Origin of the sequence: Alkalihalobacillus deserti, from assembly GCF_020734105.1 — a bacterium.
In the GTDB taxonomy this organism is placed as follows: domain Bacteria; phylum Bacillota; class Bacilli; order Bacillales; family Bacillaceae_D; genus Halalkalibacter; species Halalkalibacter deserti.
This window is the reverse complement of record NZ_JAJAFR010000001.1, coordinates 226480-246989: the sequence shown is the minus strand read 5'-3', so window position 1 is coordinate 246989 and position 20510 is coordinate 226480. Positions and strand designations below refer to the sequence as shown.

Below are 20510 nucleotides of genomic sequence, written 5' to 3'. Positions count from 1 at the left end.
TTTTTTATTGAACAGTCTCATCTGATCCACCAAAAAATTCCTGGTACAATTCCCTTACTGTACGGTCAGCGTCAGAGGCATGGATTCCTAAAATTAAACTTACTTCTGATGACCCTTGGTTGATCATTTCAATATTAACGTTTGCCCGCGTTAAAGCAGCTGTCGCACGTGAAGAAATTCCGATCGTATTATGCATCCCTTCTCCTACGATCATGACCATAGCAAAGTCACGCTCAATATAGACATCATCTACACAAAGTTCATCATTAATTCTAGCGACAATTCTTTCTTCAATCTTTTCTGTTAATTGTTCTTGACGTAGAATAACTGAAGTATCATCAATTCCAGATGGCATATGCTCATAAGATAAACCCTCATCCTCTAAAATTTGCAGCAATTTACGACCAAATCCTACTTCTCGGTTCATTAAATATTTACGAACATAAATAGTTGCAAAATCTTCATCTGCGGCAATTCCAATTACTGGGTTTAGAAAATATTCTCTTTCAGCAATAATCATCGTTCCAGAAGAAGATGGATTATTTGTATTTTTTACACAAACTGGGATTCCATTTCTAAAAGCAGGGAATAAAGCTTCGTCATGAAAAACAGAAAAACCAGCATAAGATAATTCCCGCATTTCTCTGTATGTCATTCTCTTAATTTTTACTGGGTTATCAATAATATTAGGATTTGCAGCAAAAACAGAATCAACATCTGTAAAGTTTTCGTATAAGTCCGCTTTAACACCAGCAGCTAAAATAGAGCCCGTGATATCTGAACCTCCACGTGAGAATGTAACAAGAGTTCCTTCTTTTGAATAACCGAAAAAGCCCGGAAATACAATAATTTCATTTCGTTGACGTAATTTAATAAGATGGTCATATGCCTCTGGTAGTACTTGAGCATTTCCTGGCTCATCACTAACAAACAATCCAGCATCTTGAGGATTTAGGTAGGTAGCATTTAATCCTACTTTTTGAAAATAAGAAGCAATCAGCTTAGCATTATTGTCCTCGCCACTCGCTTTTATTAAATCCATAAACGATTCTGACCGACTCAAATCGAATTCAAGTCTTTTCCGCAAATCTGCTTCAATCGTCGCAACGATGTCACGTCCTAGGTCCAAACCGTCTGCGATATCTTCATAACGCTTTACGACTTCTTCTAACTCGATTTCCGCTTCTCCTTTTTGCAGCATAGTTTCTCCTAATTGAATGAGAAGATCTGTTACCTTGGTATCGTCGCTATGACGCTTACCAGGTGCAGATACCACAATAACTTTTCTTTCTTTATCCTCTGACACTATGGCAGCTACCTTTTTAATTTGCTCTGCACTTGCTACCGATGTCCCCCCAAATTTCGCTACCTTCATCTGTTGTCTCCAGCTCCCTTATCCTTCAATTCTCTCTGCTTTTTAAGTTTTTAGAACATTCCCAATATAGCATACTAAAATCGGAACTGCAAAGTGATTCTTTAACGTTATACACTTACATATACGCCTTATTCTTCCTCAGCTAGACTCACCACATTGTTCCATACAATACACACCTTTTCTTGGCATTGACTCTTGAATCCAAAAATGAGGCTGATAGAAGAAAGCCTAGTCGACCTCTCTCTCTTAAAACCCCCTTCACCTATTTCTAGAAACTAAAACTTAAAAAACTTCATCAGTCAACAAAGAAAAAATCACTTTTTCATTTTCTGATAAAGTGATTTCTCCTAGTCTCTCTGATGGAATTCCTTCCGCAGTTAGTATCGTATCGCAACCAATAATGCTAAGGAGATATATGATGATAAATAATGATTTCTTCATTTACCACACTCCTTTCACTCGTTATTAAAATAGACTTAATAAAAACGGCTTTTTCTCCCCTGAAAATTCCTTTTCTGTACAATTTGATTCACTTACATATTCTAGATCTTTTGCATGTCCAAGTGTTGTTTCCTCTAGATTATTTGTTAGTTCGGCTTGGTCATAACAAGCAGGTGCACTATAAACTTTTTGAGTATGATCTATAATAACTCTGGTTTCATCCGAAGGGGTCACCGTCACTTCGATTGTGAAACCGAAAATAATTAGTGCTATTGCTACCACTAGCCATATTATCGTTCCTTTTTTCATCATATACCTCTTTTCCTTTTAACATTTTCACCTTTTTAATCTAAAGGTTGATAACCTCAGTCAACTTTCTTGTTTCCTTTTCCCATTGTAGTGTAATATGTAGTAAGTATAACTCGCAACTTTTTTGGTACTGAAATATAATTGTCAGTTTTCATGTAAAGTTATGCTAGAATTTTTCTAATAGAGAATTAACTTTCAGGAGTGATCATAAAATGAAGCGTTCTTTACCACATAAGGCTGAGCGTCATCGTCATTTTGGTACTGTTGACCCCATTATTGGGACAAAACCAACCGATAAAGAAAAAATGCCAGACCTTCAAAATAAACCAGCAGATTTTTACTTTCCCATTCAACAAGTAGGGATTTCAGACGTGAAATATCCAGTAATGATTGAATCAGAAATCGCACCAACTACTCAGACGACAACGGCTACTTTTGCGCTAACAACGAGTTTAGAGCAAGATCTTAAAGGCATTAACATGAGTCGTTTAACGGAACAACTGCATCATTTTTTTCAATCTCATTTACTTACGGATGAAACACTACGTGAGTTTACTGCTATCTTGGCTCAAGAAATGAATCAGAAAGCGGCGAATGTCCGTGTTACGTTCCCTTGGTTTTTTACAAAGACAAGCCCTGCGATGCAAAAAGAGGGGATGGCTCATGCTGATGTAACATACGATGTTTCTTTCAATGAAGAAAAAGGTTATACATCTATTATTACATTAACTGGTGCTGTTACAACGCTATGTCCTTGTTCTAAAGAAATTAGTGAATACAGTGCGCACAATCAACGTAGCTTCGTAACAATGACTGTCACGGTCGATGACAACTATGCGGCTGATTGGAAAGTTGTCCTTCTTGAAGCAGCTGAAACTAATGCAAGTTCTATTCTTTACCCTGTATTAAAGCGTCCAGATGAGAAAGCTGTAACAGAACATGCTTACGAAAACCCACGTTTTGTTGAAGATCTCGTTCGCCTTGTTGCAGCTGATTTATATGAAAATGATGCTGTCAAATCATTCACCGTTGAATGTCGTAATGAAGAGTCCATCCACCAACATGACGCAATCGCTAAACTAACCTATACTAAATAAATGTAAAAAAAGGCAGATGAGAGCTTTCTCACCTGCCTTTTCTTTTAAAGTATCGTTCGAATTTATGTAAAACCTATTACAATCCTAAATCTTTAAAAGTAGCCATTTCGCTTAATATTCTAGATGAAGCTTCTACAATTGGATAAGCCAGTGCTGCTCCTGTACCTTCTCCTAATCGTAAGTCCAGCTTTAAAATAGGCTCGACGTCTAAATATTTCATCACAACTTCATGCCCGAGTTCTGTCGATTGATGAGCAACCATTAAATAAGGTCCGATTGCAGGTTCTAATTTTTTCGCTACTAAAGCCGCTGCAGTCGAAATAAAACCATCAATTAGTACTGGTGTTTGTCTGACTGCCCCTTCTAAAATGACACCCGCTAAAGTGGCGATTTCAAGGCCTCCTACTTTCGCTAAGATTGACAATGGAGATGTGTGAGCAGTTATATTACGATTCACTATTGCTTCTTTAATAATCGTAACCTTTTTTCTTCTTTCCTCTTCTTTTAATCCGGTTCCAATTCCCACTACTTTTTCAATGGGCTCTTTTGTCAAACAAGCAACAAGAGCACTAGATGCGCTTGTGTTTCCTATTCCCATTTCTCCTGTAATCAGTAAGCGGTGACCTTTCATGATGGATTCTTTGGCGATCTCTTTACCGACTGAGATGGCGGCCAAAGCTTCTTCTTCCGTCATAGCATCTTCGTGAAGGAAATTCCTAGTTCCATTTCTGATTTTTTGATGAATGATTGGTTGCGTACAAACATCAGCGTTGACCCCGACATCAACAACGACCACTTCAGCTCCTATTTGCCTAGCAAACACATTAATAGCAGCCCCTCCACGAACAAAGTTCTCAATCATTAATGCCGTAACTTCTTGAGGATAGGCTGAGACACCCTCTACTACAATCCCATGGTCTGCCGCCGCGACAATAATTACTGGTTTTTCGATTATAGGTTGAACTTGTCCCGTAATTCCTGCTAATTGAATAGCTAATTTTTCCAATCTTCCAAGGCTTCCGAAAGGTTTGGCTAGTTGATTTAAACGAGCTTTTGTATCGGTTAGAACCACCTCGTTAAATGTCTCAATGGTCATTTGCTGTTCTCCCTTTTTAATTGATATTGTTGGCATGTCTCCATCCACGCTAATGCCATTTCTGGATTTGAAGCGAGGTGAAGATGGATGTAGCTAGCAAGAACTTCATTTGATTGAAAACCGACATGATGCCTTTCTCCATTTTGAGTTTCATAGGTGAATGCCGGTTGAACATCTTCAATGAATCTTGAAGTCGAATAATGAAATTCATGCCCTCTAATTAAAGTTCCTTTTTTTCCAAAAATGGTCTCCGTCACTGTTGCCACTTCGCGATAACCTATTGCCGCTAGTTTCTCTTGCATTGTTACTTCCATAGGAATCACACCTGCCATTGGGTATGTCTTTCCGTTAACATGGATCTCCTTTGCTAAAAACATATACCCGCCGCATTCTGCCAAAATAGGCATGCCATCTTTACTAGCTTTTTGAATATCTGCTATTAGTTTCTTATTTTTCATTAGTGGTTCGAGATATTCTTCAGGAAAGCCACCCCCTAAATAAACTCCATCGCACTCAGAAGGAAGCGATTCCCCAGCCAATGGAGAAAACAGGACTAACTCAGCTCCTGCCTTCTTAAGAAGGGAAAAGTTCTCTTCATAGTAGAAATGAAAAGCAGCGTCATATGCCACAGCGATGCGGACATGTCTAGATTCCACAGGCCAATTGAATATAAACTTTTCTTCTTTTAAACTAGTTGACCGCTGTGCGATATCTAGGATTTTAGCTAGATCAAACTGATTGGCTACAACACGAGCCAAAGTTTCGATAAGGAGATCGTGCTGGCCCTGTTCTAGTGCTGAAACGAGCCCCAAGTGCCTCTCAGGAAGAACAGGCACATCATCTGATTTTAAATAGCCTACAACAGGTATGTCGCACATTTGTTCAATGGCTTCCTGACAGAGGTTAGCATGCCCCTCACTGCCAGCATGGTTAAGAATAACCCCTGCGAGATTTACATCCTCCTCTAGTAATTGATATCCTCTAACGATTGCTGCAGCACTTCTTGCACAATGGCTGATATCGACTACTAACAAGATAGGTGCATCTAGGATTTGACTTATCTCATATGTACTTCCAACATTATTTGAGGCTGCATGTCCATCAAATAATCCCATCATTCCTTCAATGATAGAAAGATCAGCATCCTTACTATGTTTATAAAAAATCGTTTTGATCCATTCTTCAGATAGCATCCAGCTATCAAGTTGGTGTGATATTCGATTGGTAATAGCTAAATGAAAGGTTGGATCCAAATAATCAGGCCCACACTTAAATCCTTGTACAATCCTTTGTTGCTTAGTTAAAGCCGCCATTAGACCAAGTGTTACCGTTGTTTTCCCAACACCGCTAGCCGTACCTGAAACGATGATGCGTCGTTGCATTCCCTCACTCCTTATCATCATGTTCCTTTATTATAACTACTAAATCCTATTTATTGTTGATCTTTTTCCCTAAACTAAACTAAGCTAACTTCTCCTAACCAGTATTCTTCTACCAACACCGCAAACAAGTTGTGACTATGAAAAAAACCGACTGCTTAGGTCGATTTTTTCGTGTGTTCATCTAGTAATTGCTTTAGTAATGTTCCACGTTCTCTATTATGCAAAAATGCTTTTGTTGCAGTTCTTTTTAATATATTTCTTCGCGTCTGCTCATCTAGTCCACTAGCTAGTACTTGCTGTCTAGCTTTTGCTAAAAAATCTAAATCCTCTTCAATAGTGTCCGTTAAAAACGATTCAAACTCTGTCATCAGTTGTTTTCCGTAAGATGGACTTGCCCCACCAGTTGACAGAGCGATTGTCAAAAGACCCTTTTCTAAAGTCAGTGGAAAATGAAAATCACTTAATTCAGGATGGTCAGCCATATATATAAGTTGATTTGGTTGTCGATTTTGATAGATTGCTAGATGAAGTTCTGAATTATTCGTTGTTAAAAATAACATGTTCTCAATAAATAACTGAGAAGCCTGAACTTCTCCTTTCCTCCATGTGACTTCCTCCCTGTTTACAAACGTTTGGAAATCTTCGTCTAGGCTCGGAGCATATACGATAATATCGCTGATCCCAACTTTTATCAATTTTAAAACATGGCGCTTCGCTACAGATCCTGCACCAATCACTGCAGCACTTTTCCCTTCAACTTTAAATAGTAAAGGTAGGTAGCCTTTCATCCTTTTGCTCCTTGTTGTTCGAAGAAGCCAGTTCGATACAAGCAAGTGTCACAATTGACCAAAACATTCTCATCTAATACTTCTTGAACACGTCTTGCTAAAACTGTAATTAATTGGTCGTCAAATCCTAAATAATCACAAAGTATATATTCTTTATTTGATTGTTTTGACCACTCATCCAGCTGTTTTTGTAAGCCTTTCATCAGAACCCCTGTAAAAAGAAGATAAGGTACAACGTAAACTTTTTCATTTGGGAGGCGATTCACTCGCATTAAACCTTCGTCTACATTTGGCCGTGTTGCAGCAAGAAAACAAACATCCACATCCGCTACAGGAGTAAATTCCCAAACTAAACGAGCAATCTTCATCAAATCACTCGTCGCGTCAGGATCACTACTCCCTCTCCCAACAAGAAGAATAGAAATAGGTTCTCTGGCTTCATAATTTGGACGTCCATCTCGTAACGGGAACCCAGCTTCTTTCAGACGATTTTTCACTATGTCAATAACGGTAGATTCTATTCCAATCGGGCGCCCATATGCGAATGAAACAGCAGGATAACGTTTTTTCAGTTTATCGATCGCTTCTGGAATATCTACTTTTACGTGCATCGCAGTTAACAGTAAAACGGGAACAACTGCAATTTTAGTAGCTCCCTTTTTGATACAGGATTCGACCCCTTCTTGAATCGTTGGCTCTGCTAATTCAAGGAAGCAACATTCTTGAATTTCAACATTTGGGTGAGCCGCTTTTGCTTTTTCTACAAAAGCATTCAGCTCCTCATTTCCAGCTTGAACTCGGCTACCATGTCCAATATATAAAATGGCTTGCAAAGAGCTCACCTTCCTTTAACTTGATCTGGTTTTCACTAGTTCATTTACCAATGCGTGTCCTGAAGGTTCTTGTAACGTAGTTGTTACCAGGTAACCATAACGGATAGCAGCATTGTACGTGGCAGGCCCGAAACAAATAATCTCGGCGCGTTCCGAAAGTGTCGCAGGTGTTTCATTGCAGGCAGTGATTTGTTCCGTAACGACTTTCACTGACTCTGCACTCGGAAAAACAATTGTATCTACTCGATCTTCATCAAGGATTCGTTGACAAGTGAAGTTTGATTGCGCAACAATCAATTCTGAATGAGAGGCAAGGAAATCATGTTGACCATAGAGCTCCATTCTTTGTTGGACACGCTCTTTCCAAACGTCAGGGCCAATTAGCAGTCTTTTTCTCCCTTCCATCATCTCACGAATCGGAAAACCTAGACAAGCAAAAGATTCAATTGCCTTAATTGATTTCATAGAAGCACCATAGAGGGTTGCTGTCAGAGAACGAATATCTAACCGCTGTTTCTTTAACTGGTTAAAAAACCACTTCACGCTTTTTGGTGAATGAAAAATAATTTCATCATAGTTTGCGAAATCAAGATCTATTTCCTTCGTTTCTGTGATAAATCGAGGATATTCTAAGACTTCAGCTCCAAGACGAGTAAGCTCGGAAGCAATCTCACTTTCTCCTTCTGATGTTCGACCAAACAATATATGTTTTCCAAATAAAGGCTGGCGTTCAAACCAACTTTCTGTCTTTCTAAGCTTAGCAACATCTCCAACTATCGTTATAGCTGGGTTTGAAAATTTTTGTTCCTTCACTAATTGAGCGATGGTCTCCAACGTACCCATGAGCGTTTTTTGTTTCCCTAACGTTCCCCACTGCACAAGTAGAACTGGTGTGTCTTTTTTGCGACCATTTTCTATCAACTGTTCACATATATAGGGAAGGTTTTTAACTCCCATGTAAAAAGCAATTGTATCGATTGCTTTAGCTAACCCTTGCCAATCAATCAAAGGTTGTCCATCTGCAGATTTATCATGTCCTGTCACAATAGCAAACGAGGCGCCATAATCCCGATGGGTAACTGGAACACCGGCATAAGTCGATGCCCCAATTCCCGCTGTAATACCTGGTACGATCTCATAGTCAATTTGAAATTTCTCCAGTTCAGCCGCTTCCTCACCAACCCGTCCATAAACACTAGGATCTCCCCCCTTTAACCTAACAACTACTTTTCCTTCTAACGCATATTTAACAAGCAAGTCATTAATGGCCTCTTGTCTAAGAAGATGACGATCGGGTAATTTCCCACAATAAACAAGTTCTGCTCCTGGTTTTGTTTTTTCTAAAACTAACGGGTTTACAAGACGATCATATAAAACAACATCAGCCATTTCTAGACACTGTTGTCCTTTTACAGTTAATAAACGAATATCTCCTGGTCCTGCACCCACTAAATATACATAGCCTTTTTCCATTAGTACACTCCTTCGACGATTGCAACATGTCATTCGTATTTTACATCAAGTTCGATTTTTTCATAAGTCTAAATTTATTCCGAGTTATTTTATGTGTTTTATCAATTATAATATAAGTCAGATAGGACCTCAATTATATTTGTTTGACAAATCCTATATATTTAAAAGATCGAATCAACTACTTACCAATAAATGTTAAATACCCAATAAACCATGTCAGATTATCTAACATTTCCAGTCGTTTCCCACTATCAGCTATGCTATGATATAAAAAAGATCTGAAACATTCTGACTTAATAAGGGGTGGAATGGGTGTCATCATACAAAGATAAAAAAGTGATAACGATTGGTATTGTTAGTGAATTGACCGGCCTATCAGAGAGAAAAATACGCTATTATGAAGAAAGAAAATTAATCTATCCAGAACGATCCAAAGGCGGAACACGTAAATATTCATTCCTAGATGTAGAGCGACTACTTGACATCGCCAATAAAATGGAAGACGGGATGCAAACCTTTGAGATTCGAAAAATGGAGCAAAAACAAATGCAAAAGCAAGAAGTACGCGATCGCATGCTACGTGGTCAGTTAAATGCTGCATTTAATATTCGTAAATAACACATATATTAACGAGAAACTCGTTAATATATGTGTTTTTTTACTGTCTTTAAAGCCCTTGGCTTATTTTATCTTTTTTAACATAGAACGTTACGTCCTTTGACAAACTAAACAATATAAAAATTAATTAAAAAGAGGTGGTTTCTATGCGTCTACATTTCGTTCTATGTTCGCTTTTTGTTTTTATCTTTGTTTTATTTTTTTGCCACTCTTACACTCAAGCAAATGATTATGGACAAGTAGCCATTATTATTGATGACTTCGGTGGAGATGTAAAAGGCGTTGAATCTTTTTTATCAGGCTCCATTCCTATTACCGTGGCGATTATGCCATTTATGGAACACTCGACAGAGCAAGCTGAACGAGCCTATCAAGCAGGACTAGAAGTAATGATTCACATGCCAATGGAACCCAAAAAAGGTAAGACATCTTGGCTAGGACCAAACGCAATAACAAGCGATCTCTCCAACGAAGAAGTTCGATTAAGGGTAATGGAAGCCATTGAAAAGGTTCCTCACGCAAAAGGTATTAATAATCATATGGGTTCAAAAATCGTTGAAAACGAGCGAATTATCAGGGTCATACTTGAAGTGGCAAAAGAACATAATTTATATGTAGTAGATAGTGGAACAAGTTCAGCCTCTGTCATCTCAAAACTAGCGAAGGAATTAGATATTCCCTATGCAAAACGAAGTGTTTTTTTAGACGATACCTTTTCAACACAGCAACATGTGGCTAAACAAATGACATCTCTTTTGAAGATCGCAAAGAAAAACAAAAAAGCTGTTGGGATCGGTCATGTTGGAGTTAAAGGGAATGAGACTTACATTGGAGTCGAGCATGCACTCTCTATTTTCTCTAAGGAACATGTAAATATTGTTCCGATGTCACATTTGTTAGACACCGAAATCGATCATGATCATTCCGGCTTTTGGCAAGCAAGAAAGGAGACTCCTATTTGAACACCGTTAAGCAACTAACTCAAGAAAAAGCGTTCACTGCTAAAGACCATTCAAAGGTCGTTTTGCGACCCGTTCAACTGCATGATGCAAAAGAGATTATTGATTCAGTTGAATCCATCATCAAACAAGGATCCTCTATCCAAAAAGAAAAAGCAAGAACCGTTGAAGAAGAGCATGCGTTCATTAAAGAAATGACTGCTCAAGACAATATGTATACAGTCGTCGAGGTTAACGGAAACGTCAAAGGGATTGCAAGAGTAATCCGAGGAGATTTAGCTATGAAGCGTCATACTGGTCTATTTAGAACTTGGTTACATAATGATTCCCAAGGAAAAGGGATCGGAAAGCAAATTATGGACTACACACTTAATTGGTGTCGTCTTCACCAATTACACAAATTATGCTTAACCGTTTTCGAATCAAATACGATCGCAAAAAGTTTATATGAGAAATATGGCTTTGTTACAGAAGGTGTTCAGAAAGACCAAGTATGTATTAATGGCGTTTATGATCATGAAATCTTCATGGCGTATTTTTTCAAACAAACGAAAGGGTGAAACTAGCCAATGATGTGGAGAATGGCAAAAACAGTAATAATTGTTGCAATAGTAGGTCTTGGTTTAGGGATTATAGGGCGTGCCCTAATTGATGATAACAACTATTCCATTCAAACAAAAAACATTCCGCAAAATTTAGAGGTTTCAGCAATGGATCATTTAATGGCTGAAGACCTCTCGCTTACAACATCTATGTTTTTAAAGCAACTATCCGCTCAAATGCAAAGGTGGGCCGACGCTGATCTAGACGAAGAAGAAATGCGAGCACGCTTTAAAGAGGAAATCTCTGAACACCCTCACTTTAACGGTTTTGCGATTTTTAAAAAAGGTGAAGTGGTTGAGCAGGTTGGAGATTTAAAAAGATTAGATCTCTCTAAATTGACTCATTACCATATGAAAAGTAAATTCTCAGATCCTTATCTGATTGACGGAGAGCAGTTTATGTTAATGGGTGAGGAGATGAAAGATGGCCGTACTGTTGTAGGAGAAGTAGACTTGTCCTTTGTTAAATCCTTTGTGAAAGATATGGCTTCTGTAGCAGATGCAAACGGAACCTTTTTCGTGTCTGGCTCAGACCCGGAAGTCGATTGGGAAACAACCGAAGATCTCCCCGAAGATCTCCGGTCCGAAACAGTGCCCGAGTTAGGTTGGCAAATTGTCGTACATTCTGATAACCAAAAGCCAGAAAAGTTACAGCAAACTTATCATGAGCACGAAGCAGTTATTAAGTTTAAACATGCCGAAGTAGCAGAAACATGGTTTAACGATCAACCTGATTTAGTGATTGTTGAAAACAATAACCCTTTATTCGTCGTTAAATCAAGCACAGAGTCAACTGAAGAGTTAATTCAGCGTTTAAAACGTGATTATGATTTAGCGATCGTAGAACCGAATTTCATTATTTCAAAACAGGTTACGATCTTTTCAACCGTACCTAATGAACCAAAAGAGAAACCAAGACAAGCTAAGCCACATCATCAACCGACTAATCAAACGGTATTAACGACTTTACCAAATGATGAGTTTTTCGAGCCTTATCAATGGAATCTTAATCAAATTGAAATTGATGAGGGGTGGAATTTATCTGGAGGAGAAGGCGTCAAGATTGCCGTCCTCGATACAGGGGTCGATCGAGATCATTTAGACATAAAAGACAAACTTGGACCTGGTTACAACGCTATTGACGACTCTGATAACTATACAGATGCACATGGACACGGGACTCATGTAGCTGGTGTTGCGGCTGCTTTAACGAATAATCTAACAGGGATTGCAGGTATATCCTTTAATAGCACCATTCTCCCTGTGAAAGTGCTCAACGACGAAGGTGAAGGCTCATCCTTTGAGGTAGCTAAGGGTATATATTGGGCCGTCGAACAAGGTGCAGGCGTGATTAACATGAGCCTCGGTGATTACTATCCATCTGATTTATTATATGATGCCATCTCATATGCTTATGAACAAGATGTCGTTTTAGTTGGAGCTTCTGGGAATGACAATGTCGAAGATCCCATGTATCCCTCAAATTACGAAGAAGTATTTACAGTTGCAGCTGTAGATGACACAAGAAACCGCGCTTTCTTTTCCAATTACGGAAAACACGTAGATGTAGCAGCTCCTGGTGAGCATATACCAAGTTTATTTCCTGATAACAACTATGTTGTCATGTCAGGTACTTCAATGGCTGCACCACATGTTGCAGGTCTTGCAGCTTTAATCCGTTCACTTAGACCTGATTTAACGAACGAAGAAGTATATGATGTAATGAGAACAACAGCGAAAGATCTAGGAACAAAAGGACATGATCCTTATTATGGTTTTGGGGAGATTGATGTAGCAGCTGCCTTAAAATCTATTTCAAATTAATGGTTGATTCTAATATGAGCTAATGAGATAAAAAAATCAGCCCTCTTAACAAACAGAGAGGCTGATTTTTTATTATTCAACAACAAAGCCTGTTGCTTGACGAATCGGTTTTTTTTCTAATAAGGTAACAGCAGAAATGCTCGGAAGCTTCAGAAAATTTTTCTCCACTTCTTGTTCAGCCGTTGTAAACGCCGATTCTTGATCGTTGGCAGCAACGATCACATGCAACGTTTTTTCCTCAGTTTCAACTTCAAATCGATATAAATACATCATGAAGCGATTGCAAGGATTTCATCTAACGCTGTTTGAAGGGCATCATGACCTACCCGATTATAGAAATCAAAAAATTCTTCATTCGGCTCTTTGTTTTCTTCATAGTAGCGTAATAATGAAGTTAAAGCTGGTGCTAACTCTTCAGCTTCAATTTTTCCTTTTAGTTTGTTATTGAATTGAGCAACCTCTTGCTCGAGTGTTCCACCCACATAAAATTCAAACGCTTCAACCATTTTCTTGTCTTTGTTTTTCATTAAGACACCTTGAAGGCCAATATCTGCAATTTGACGTTGACCACAAGCATTTGGACAACCAATCATATGAATTCGAACAGGGACATCGATATCTAGGTGCTCATCTAAGTATTCAGCCACACGTCTCATTCGCTCTTTTGTCTCAACAAGAGCTAAGTTACAATACTCAATCCCTGTACAGGAAACAGAATATCCAATGAAATGCTTGGGCTCTAATTTAATTCGATCAAAAAGAGACTCTTGTAACAAAGCTTCAACTTCTTCATTCGGAACATTAGGAATGACAAGATTTTGCGTATTACACGTTCTAATTTCACCATTTCCATAATCTCTTGCAATCCGAGCTAGATTGAACCATTCGTCAGAATTCATACGACCAACTGGCACATTAAACCCTACATAACTTAAACCTTCTTGTTTTTGCGGCTTAACTCCGTAGAAATAGCCACCATTCCATTTTTCAAGCTTACAACTTCCTTTTGTCGGAAGTTCGCCAACAAATTCTTGCAGTTTTTCTTTGAACTTCTCAACGCCCCAATCAGCGATTAAAAATTTCAAACGGGCACGGTGACGCTTTTCACGATAGCCATAATCACGGTATATAGACGCAATTGCAATAGCGACCTCTTTTACTTTCTCCGGACGTACAAATACATCCAGTTCCTCTGCGAGATATGGCTTGGCTGATAGTCCTCCACCGACTTTTACATGGAATCCAATTACTTCCTCACCATCGATTTCTTTCACAGCTGGTGTAAAGGACATACAGTTAATGCGATCATGACCGGCATTATGTATGTTGCCGGAAATAGACATTTTAAATTTACGTGGAAGATTTGAAAAGTCAGGGTTGCGTTGGAAGAAACGGTAAACATCCTCAACAATCTCCCTTGTATCATATAATTCATTCGGGTCAATTCCTGCAAGGGGGTTCCCCATTATCGTACGAGGAATATCTCCACAGGCACCAACTGACGAGAGACCCACTGATTCTAACCGCTTAAATATATCAGGTAGGTTCTCGATTGTAAGCCAGTGATATTGAATTGCTTGACGAGTTGTAATATCAATCACATCACGACCGTAGTCTCGCCCAATGCCAGCTAATACTTCAGCTTGTTCATTTGTGATTAAACCAGATGGAATATTAACGCGCATCATGAAATACCCGTCTTCTTTTGGCTTTTGCAAATAAAGACCAGCCCATTTGAATAAGCTCCAATCCTCTTTTGGAATGGACTCAAACCCTTCCTTTGCATATTTATTAATATCATCTAGAATTTCTAATCCATCCTTCTCTAACTTGCGAAGCTCGTCTTTATTTAACTTATCTAAGTCCGAAGACCAAATTTTTTCATACCCCATGCTTCAACTTCCCCCTTGAAATTATATCTCAATGTGTATGTGTCGTTCATATACGAAACACATTGCACCTACAGAAGGCGTGAGATTTGTTCTCACGCCTTTCTCCCAATACTTTAAAAACCTCAAAATTGTTCAAGAACACTTTATGTTAAAGAATATTCTTCTCTTGAAGATAAGCTAGAATTGTTTCAATAGATTGCTCAACTGACTGCTTATCTGAATCAATAATAATTTCTGGTGCTGATGGTTCTTCGTATGGTGAGCTAATACCCGTAAATTCAGAAATCTCACCTGCTCTGGCTTTTTTATATAATCCTTTTGGATCACGTTCTTCACAAGCTTCTAAAGAACAGCGAACGTACACTTCAATAAACTCCCGATCCTCAACTAATTCACGCACTTGATTCCGATCTTCTTTAAATGGTGATATAAAGGCTGTACAGACGATTGTCCCTGCATCAACAAAAAGCTTTGCAACCTCACCAATTCTACGTATGTTCTCTTTACGATCCTCATCACTAAAACCGAGACCTTTATTTAAACCATGACGAACATTATCGCCATCTAATACATAACTATTTTTTCCTTGTTTAAATAACTGCTGTTCTAATGCATTCGCGAGTGTAGACTTGCCTGCTCCAGAAAGTCCAGTAAACCATAAAATGGCACTGCGATGGCCATTTCTTTCTTGGCGCTCTTCTTTTTTTATTGTTGTCTCATGCCAAACAATATTTTGCTGTGACATTAAAGCTCCCCCTCCCGGCTCACAAAAAATTCAGATAGTTTTACTACGCTTTAAGATACGTTTCTTCACATTCTTTGTCAATAGATTTTCTTGGATGAACTGGGAAACTAGCTTTAAAAATGCAGCGGTTCCGCTCATTGATTCGAGTTCGTTCAAAAAGGTAAAAACCGACCTTTTTGTTTTTTCAATGGCTTCTATCGCTGCGCGCCTCTTCTGAGAAAACCACTCAGAAAAGGCTTAAAACCCCTGCAGCGGTTCCGCTCATTGATTCGAGTTCGTTCAAAAAGGTAAAAACCGACCTTTTTGTTTTTTTCAATGGCTTCTATCGCTGCGCGCCTCTTCTGAGAAAACCACTCAGAAAAGGCTTAAAACCCCTGCAGCGGTTCCGCTCATTGATTCGAGTTCGTTCAAAAAGGTAAAAACCGACCTTTTTGAACGAACTCTTAAATTCCACCACCGTCATCAAAGGTGGATCTTCTTTCTTTTCTAGCTGTTTGATACATGCTATATGCGCCGCCTGTCGCTATTAAAACACTTAGTAAAACAAAAAGGATATAATAATTACCTTCTTTAAACAGTGTAATTAGTCCATATGATAAGACAAGCGAGAACAATGGTGAAACGATCCACACTTTTAAAATTTGTTTTAAAATACTTTTTTGCCATAAGCGGAGTCCGCCTTCTACCGTTCCTATTCCGATAATCGCTGAAGTCGTTACTTGCGTTAAAGGAACAGGGAGACCAAAAATGGATGCTGTAATTACTAAGGAACCGCCTGTTAATGAAACTGTACTGCCTTGCAGAAGACTTAATTTCGTAATTCGCTTGCCATTTGTTTCAAGGACACGTCCTCCTAGTAACAAAGCTCCAATTGCTACGAAAAAGCCACCCATTAAAATGGCAGGTGTGATGTCTAACAATCCTGCACCAACAAGTGGACCAACTGCATTGGCTACATTATTCATTCCGGCTGCATAAGCTTCCATACACCCACTTACAATCAGAAGCACAACTAAAGGTGTTCTCCACTTGCCCTTCCCTGTTAGATCAGGATATTTTTTTTCTAATTTACGAACAAGATGACCGAACATAAAAGCAAGCAGAAAAGCCACAATCGGAATAATCACCCAGAACGATACGATGACGATTAATTTATCAAAGTAAAGCGATTGATAGGCGATTCCTGCACCAACGATCGCTCCTACAACCACTTCACTAGTCGATAAAGGAATGCCAAGTAAATTAGCAATAAATAAGGAAAGACAAGCAGCTGCTAGTATAATGATGACGATCTCTACATCAACAATGGAAACAGGAATGATCCCACTCCCGATTGTCCGAACTACTTCGCCACCTGCTAGAGCCCCTAAGAACGCAAATGCTCCAACAAGGATCATAGCATTACGTTTATTAGGAATCGCTCCGCTTCCGTAAGCAGGGCCCATTGCCGCAGCTGTTCCACTTGCTCCTATATTCATCGCAAAGAAACAGGCAATGATAATGGCGACAATGGTTAACATATTTGTTCTTCCTTCCTCTTAAACATGTACTTTCTGCATACCACGTATCAGAACTTCCACCACTTCACGACGACTAAATTCAGGTGGCGGTGTCACACCTTCCGATAGCATTTGACGAACCTTCGTTCCTGATAAAATCACACGATCTTCTTTTCCATGTGGGCATGTTTTCGTCGAAGCCATGTTCCCACAAGCTTTACAATAGAAACTATGCTCAAAGAATAATGGATTAATAGCTAAATCTCCTTCTTCAAATTCAGAGAAGATTAGTTGCGCATCATATGTCCCATAATAATCACCCACACCAGCGTGGTCGCGACCTACGATAAAATGCGTGCAACCATAATTTTGGCGAACAATCGCATGAAATACAGCTTCACGTGGACCAGCATAACGCATCGCTGCCGGAAATACAGCTAGAAAAACTCGATCTTGCGGATAGTACTTCTCTAACAACACTTCGTAGCTCTCCATTCGAACATCTGCAGGAATATCATCTGACTTTGTCTCGCCAACGAGCGGGTTTAAGAAAAGCCCATCAACGATCTCAAGAGCTGATTTTTGAATATATTCATGCGCACGGTGCACAGGGTTACGTGTTTGAAAACCAACAATACGTTTCCAGCCCAGCTCTGCGAATTTTGCTCTTGTTTCACTTGGATCTAGATAGTACGAATCAAAACGCTCATGCTTCACGCGCTTTGTCAAAGTGATTTCTCCTCCAACATATACATTTGGACGTTCAAACATTTTCTGAACACCGGGATGTTGATCGTCTGTTGCGCGATAAACCTTTTTTGCTTCAACAACTTTATTAGGTGTGAAAATATCCGCTACTTCAATGACACCATAAACCTCGCCATTATACGTTAGTTTCGCTCGCTCGCCAATTACAAGGTCAGCTGCTTTTTCTTCTGTCACAGGCAGGGTTACAGGGATACTCCATACCGTTCCATTGGCTAAACGCATTTTCTCTACGACAGATTCATAATCTTCTTCGCCAAGAAAACCAGTTAGAGGACTAAATGCCCCAATTCCTATTAACTCTAAATCTGAAAGGGAGAACGTATCTAGCCCAATTTCCTTTGTTACGTTTGAAAAATCATAATTGGGATTGAATTTTTGAATTAATTTTCCTCCATGTGCCTGTATCATAATAATTAACTTCCTCTCTAAATTTTATATTTTCTTCTTGGAAATAGACTACATTATGTTGCTCACATCATGCAGGTCACTTATCTGTGCAAACCACATTCAGTTTTTTCTGAATTAGCCCAACGACCACTTCTAGGATCTTCACCTTCTGCAACTGGTTTTGTACAGTATTCACAACCGATACTCGGAAAGTTTTGATCATGTAATTCATTGTAAGGCAGCTTATGAAGCTCGATATACATCCAAACTTCCTCTTCCGTCCAGTGGATCAATGGACAGATTTTAATCGACTTGAAGCGATTGTCTTGATTAACAAACTGTGTATTTACACGAGTTGGTGATTGCTCTCGGCGTAATCCAGAGATCCAAGCATCATAACGACTTAACTCGCGCTCAAGTGGCACTAGTTTACGTATGTTACAACAGGCATCTGGTTCACGTTCCCAAAGGCGATCACCATACTGTTTGGCTTGTTCTTCGGGTGTTAGTTCAGGTTTAATTAACTCAATATTTAATGAAGGGTAACGTGCTTTAACTTGATCAATAAGCTTATAAGTTTCCTTAAAGTGGAAGTCAGTGTCTAAAAAAACAATGGTCGCATCCTTTTTGACCTTGCTTATCAAGTCAATTAGCACCATACCTTCCGCTCCGAAGCTACAGGAATAAACGAGTTTGTCACCAAAAGCGCTGTACGCCCATTTTAAGACATCTAATGAGTCTTTTCTCTCTAATTTTTTATTAATTCCTTCGTAATCTTCCTTGTTTAATACATCGAATTGTAATTTCATATGCTCACCCTTTATAAAGACATATTGTTAATATCCACATCATTTCTACACAATGTTTACATTTTTTTATCATTCTAATTTTTTAACCCGATAATGATAATCAGATTTAATTACTGCGCCTTTTAACTCTTATTGATCAGTCATACAAGCCTTAGGTAAGGTAATTAAGTTCGATAGTTTTAATCCCTTGTAAATTGATATGATTTATTAGTTTAATAGTATTCTATCGGTCATATCGCAAAAAGTCAATATCGATTTTTTATAAATCTAAAAATTAAGCAACTAAAAAAAAAACGGGATAAGCCCTTTTCTAGTACGTTTCTTGTCGTTCCACTCAGCAAGCGTGTCGAGCTTTTGCGTAGGCTATCATACTGCTTAGAAACCCATCCAGGATTCACTTGTATGCTTGCTTTCAAATGAAAAAGTGCAGAGCCGACGGCCCTGCACTTTTTCACTATGGTTGATTTACCTTACCAGAAACGTTCTCAATCGTGACCATTCCATCACGACTTTCTAGAATCGTTACATCTCCATTTACATCATTTATATCTATATTACCTTGACCACTTCGAACCGTCACGTCTCCTTCATGTTCATTGATCTCAACCTGACCGGAACCTGCGATAATACTGGCTACACCAATCGAATTCGTTACTTTAGTTGCACCTGCGTTATTATTAATAACGATCTCTCCAGAAACCCCTTCTAACGACACGTTTCCCGCCCCATCTATTATTTGAATATTCCCTTGAATATCTTTAAGAACCAGCTGATTCGTGCCATGCTGTATGTTCAGGTCCGAACGCATCGATTCTATTTGCAACTGCCCCTCATTTTGACGATATTCAATCGCTACATGACTAGGCACTTCTATTTGAAGATGGATAAAACCTTGCTCCGGTTTATCTCTACGGTTTACAGCTGTCTTAAGAAAGGCTTCTTCATTTTCTGAAAAGAGCTCAACCGATAAATTTTCCTCACTAAATGTCTGTGCATGTTCAACACTATCATCACTCCAAGCAGCGAAAATAGCCGTAACTGTTATTTGATCAATCCCCTCGACACCTTTAACCGTTACATCACCTTCGTCATGATTGATGTTAAGTGTTGTAACGCCTTCTCCATCTAATGTAAACGTTTCTTCATGCTCATATGTGATAATGTTACAACCTGTTAAAGCAACAAGAATCATAGCTGAAATTAACCATCGTTTAATACCAATCATTTTATTCTCTCCTGTCTATATTGCACAACCTATCTTCTAGTCTACAGAAATTCTCTTTTTTAAGCCAATAGAATATACTTACAACCTTTGAAAATTCACGTTTTCCTCACTTTTGAGCAAAAGGGAGAATGACTGCTGGCTTATTTTTCATTGTTACATATTCTACTTTATATCCCTCGATTTTACGTTTTTGAAACGTTTCTTTAGAGATCGGACGTGGTGTCGACCACATTAATGACTCAATATTATTCCATGAATCATGAGTGATAAGTTCAATTTTATAATAATAATGATTGCCTGATGGATACGTCTCACATACATATTTAACAGTTTGCTTTGAATGCATTCTAAGCCACTCCTTTTCTGTCTAGCTTTCCCAGAAAAGGAC

21 protein-coding genes are annotated in these 20510 nt (G+C 38.8%); 5 read left to right on the top strand and 16 right to left on the bottom strand.

Annotation, left to right across the window (positions count from 1 at the left end; translation table 11 throughout):
• Positions 1–4: 4 nt before the first annotated feature.
• From LDX58_RS01270 to LDX58_RS01260, 3 genes are all read right to left on the bottom strand, one after another.
• On the bottom strand, positions 5–1375 hold the full coding sequence (locus LDX58_RS01270; protein WP_227935048.1) for an aspartate kinase: 1371 nt from the start codon (positions 1373–1375) through the stop codon (positions 5–7).
• Between the two features lie 282 nt (positions 1376–1657).
• Positions 1658–1816 carry a hypothetical protein gene (locus LDX58_RS01265; protein WP_227935047.1) on the bottom strand — a complete coding sequence of 53 codons (159 nt, stop codon included), beginning with the start codon at positions 1814–1816 and terminating at the stop codon, positions 1658–1660.
• Between the two features lie 24 nt (positions 1817–1840).
• Positions 1841–2125: a hypothetical protein gene (locus LDX58_RS01260; protein ID WP_227935046.1), complete on the bottom strand. Its 285-nt coding sequence runs from the start codon at positions 2123–2125 to the stop codon at positions 1841–1843.
• A gap of 212 nt (positions 2126–2337) precedes the next feature.
• Here LDX58_RS01260 and folE2 point away from each other — a divergent pair, with 212 nt between their 5' ends.
• Entirely contained in the window at positions 2338–3222 is an 885-nt protein-coding gene (gene folE2 / locus LDX58_RS01255; RefSeq protein WP_227935045.1) for a GTP cyclohydrolase FolE2, read from the top strand.
• A gap of 76 nt (positions 3223–3298) precedes the next feature.
• Here the strand turns inward: folE2 and cobT are convergent, their stop codons facing one another.
• The 5 genes from cobT to cobA form a co-directional block, all read right to left on the bottom strand.
• Positions 3299–4318: a nicotinate-nucleotide--dimethylbenzimidazole phosphoribosyltransferase gene (gene cobT / locus LDX58_RS01250; protein WP_227935044.1), complete on the bottom strand. Its 1020-nt coding sequence runs from the start codon at positions 4316–4318 to the stop codon at positions 3299–3301.
• A complete protein-coding gene (locus LDX58_RS01245; protein ID WP_227935043.1) occupies positions 4315–5700 on the bottom strand; it encodes a cobyrinic acid a,c-diamide synthase CobB in 1386 nt (461 codons plus the stop codon). Before LDX58_RS01245 ends, cobT begins: the two co-directional genes overlap by 4 nt.
• Before the next feature lie 155 nt (positions 5701–5855).
• Positions 5856–6488: a precorrin-2 dehydrogenase/sirohydrochlorin ferrochelatase family protein gene (locus tag LDX58_RS01240; RefSeq protein WP_227935042.1), complete on the bottom strand. Its 633-nt coding sequence runs from the start codon at positions 6486–6488 to the stop codon at positions 5856–5858.
• Entirely contained in the window at positions 6485–7321 is an 837-nt protein-coding gene (locus LDX58_RS01235) for a sirohydrochlorin chelatase (RefSeq protein ID WP_227935041.1), read from the bottom strand. Before LDX58_RS01235 ends, LDX58_RS01240 begins: the two co-directional genes overlap by 4 nt.
• Positions 7322–7336: 15 nt before the next feature.
• Positions 7337–8794: a uroporphyrinogen-III C-methyltransferase gene (gene cobA, locus LDX58_RS01230; RefSeq protein ID WP_227935040.1), complete on the bottom strand. Its 1458-nt coding sequence runs from the start codon at positions 8792–8794 to the stop codon at positions 7337–7339.
• A gap of 312 nt (positions 8795–9106) precedes the next feature.
• On the opposite strand from cobA, the gene LDX58_RS01225 reads away from it, so the two are divergent.
• The 4 genes from LDX58_RS01225 (at position 9107) to LDX58_RS01210 (ending at position 12797) form a co-directional block, all read left to right on the top strand.
• The gene (locus LDX58_RS01225; RefSeq protein WP_035661684.1) at positions 9107–9412 is read left to right on the top strand and encodes a MerR family transcriptional regulator; all 306 of its coding nucleotides are present in this window, start codon (positions 9107–9109) and stop codon (positions 9410–9412) included.
• Positions 9413–9558: 146 nt separating this feature from the next.
• Positions 9559–10374: a divergent polysaccharide deacetylase family protein gene (locus LDX58_RS01220; RefSeq protein ID WP_227935039.1), complete on the top strand. Its 816-nt coding sequence runs from the start codon at positions 9559–9561 to the stop codon at positions 10372–10374.
• Positions 10371–10931, top strand: a complete 561-nt coding sequence (locus LDX58_RS01215) for a GNAT family N-acetyltransferase (RefSeq protein ID WP_227935038.1) — start codon at positions 10371–10373, stop codon at positions 10929–10931. The genes LDX58_RS01220 and LDX58_RS01215 overlap by 4 nt, the downstream gene beginning before the upstream one ends.
• A 21-nt stretch (positions 10932–10952) precedes the next feature.
• Positions 10953–12797 carry a S8 family peptidase gene (locus tag LDX58_RS01210; RefSeq protein WP_227935037.1) on the top strand — a complete coding sequence of 615 codons (1845 nt, stop codon included), beginning with the start codon at positions 10953–10955 and terminating at the stop codon, positions 12795–12797.
• 72 nt (positions 12798–12869) lie between these two features.
• Here LDX58_RS01210 and LDX58_RS01205 read toward each other — a convergent pair whose 3' ends face one another.
• The 8 genes from LDX58_RS01205 to LDX58_RS01170 form a co-directional block, all read right to left on the bottom strand.
• Positions 12870–13070, bottom strand: a complete 201-nt coding sequence (locus tag LDX58_RS01205; protein ID WP_227935035.1) for a DUF3906 family protein — start codon at positions 13068–13070, stop codon at positions 12870–12872.
• Positions 13067–14689: a nitrite/sulfite reductase gene (locus tag LDX58_RS01200; protein ID WP_227935034.1), complete on the bottom strand. Its 1623-nt coding sequence runs from the start codon at positions 14687–14689 to the stop codon at positions 13067–13069. Before LDX58_RS01200 ends, LDX58_RS01205 begins: the two co-directional genes overlap by 4 nt.
• Before the next feature lie 148 nt (positions 14690–14837).
• Positions 14838–15434 carry an adenylyl-sulfate kinase gene (gene cysC / locus LDX58_RS01195; protein WP_227935033.1) on the bottom strand — a complete coding sequence of 199 codons (597 nt, stop codon included), beginning with the start codon at positions 15432–15434 and terminating at the stop codon, positions 14838–14840.
• Between the two features lie 443 nt (positions 15435–15877).
• The gene (gene cysP, locus LDX58_RS01190) at positions 15878–16954 is read right to left on the bottom strand and encodes a sulfate permease (RefSeq protein ID WP_227935032.1); all 1077 of its coding nucleotides are present in this window, start codon (positions 16952–16954) and stop codon (positions 15878–15880) included.
• Between the two features lie 18 nt (positions 16955–16972).
• Complete coding sequence (gene sat / locus LDX58_RS01185) at positions 16973–18115, bottom strand: sulfate adenylyltransferase (RefSeq protein ID WP_227935469.1); 1143 nt, start codon at positions 18113–18115, stop codon at positions 16973–16975.
• 74 nt (positions 18116–18189) lie between these two features.
• A complete protein-coding gene (locus LDX58_RS01180) occupies positions 18190–18897 on the bottom strand; it encodes a phosphoadenylyl-sulfate reductase (protein WP_227935031.1) in 708 nt (235 codons plus the stop codon).
• Between the two features lie 454 nt (positions 18898–19351).
• A complete protein-coding gene (locus tag LDX58_RS01175; RefSeq protein ID WP_227935030.1) occupies positions 19352–20122 on the bottom strand; it encodes a DUF4097 family beta strand repeat-containing protein in 771 nt (256 codons plus the stop codon).
• A 106-nt stretch (positions 20123–20228) separates the two neighbouring features.
• Positions 20229–20468: a hypothetical protein gene (locus LDX58_RS01170; RefSeq protein WP_227935029.1), complete on the bottom strand. Its 240-nt coding sequence runs from the start codon at positions 20466–20468 to the stop codon at positions 20229–20231.
• Positions 20469–20510 lie beyond the last annotated feature (42 nt).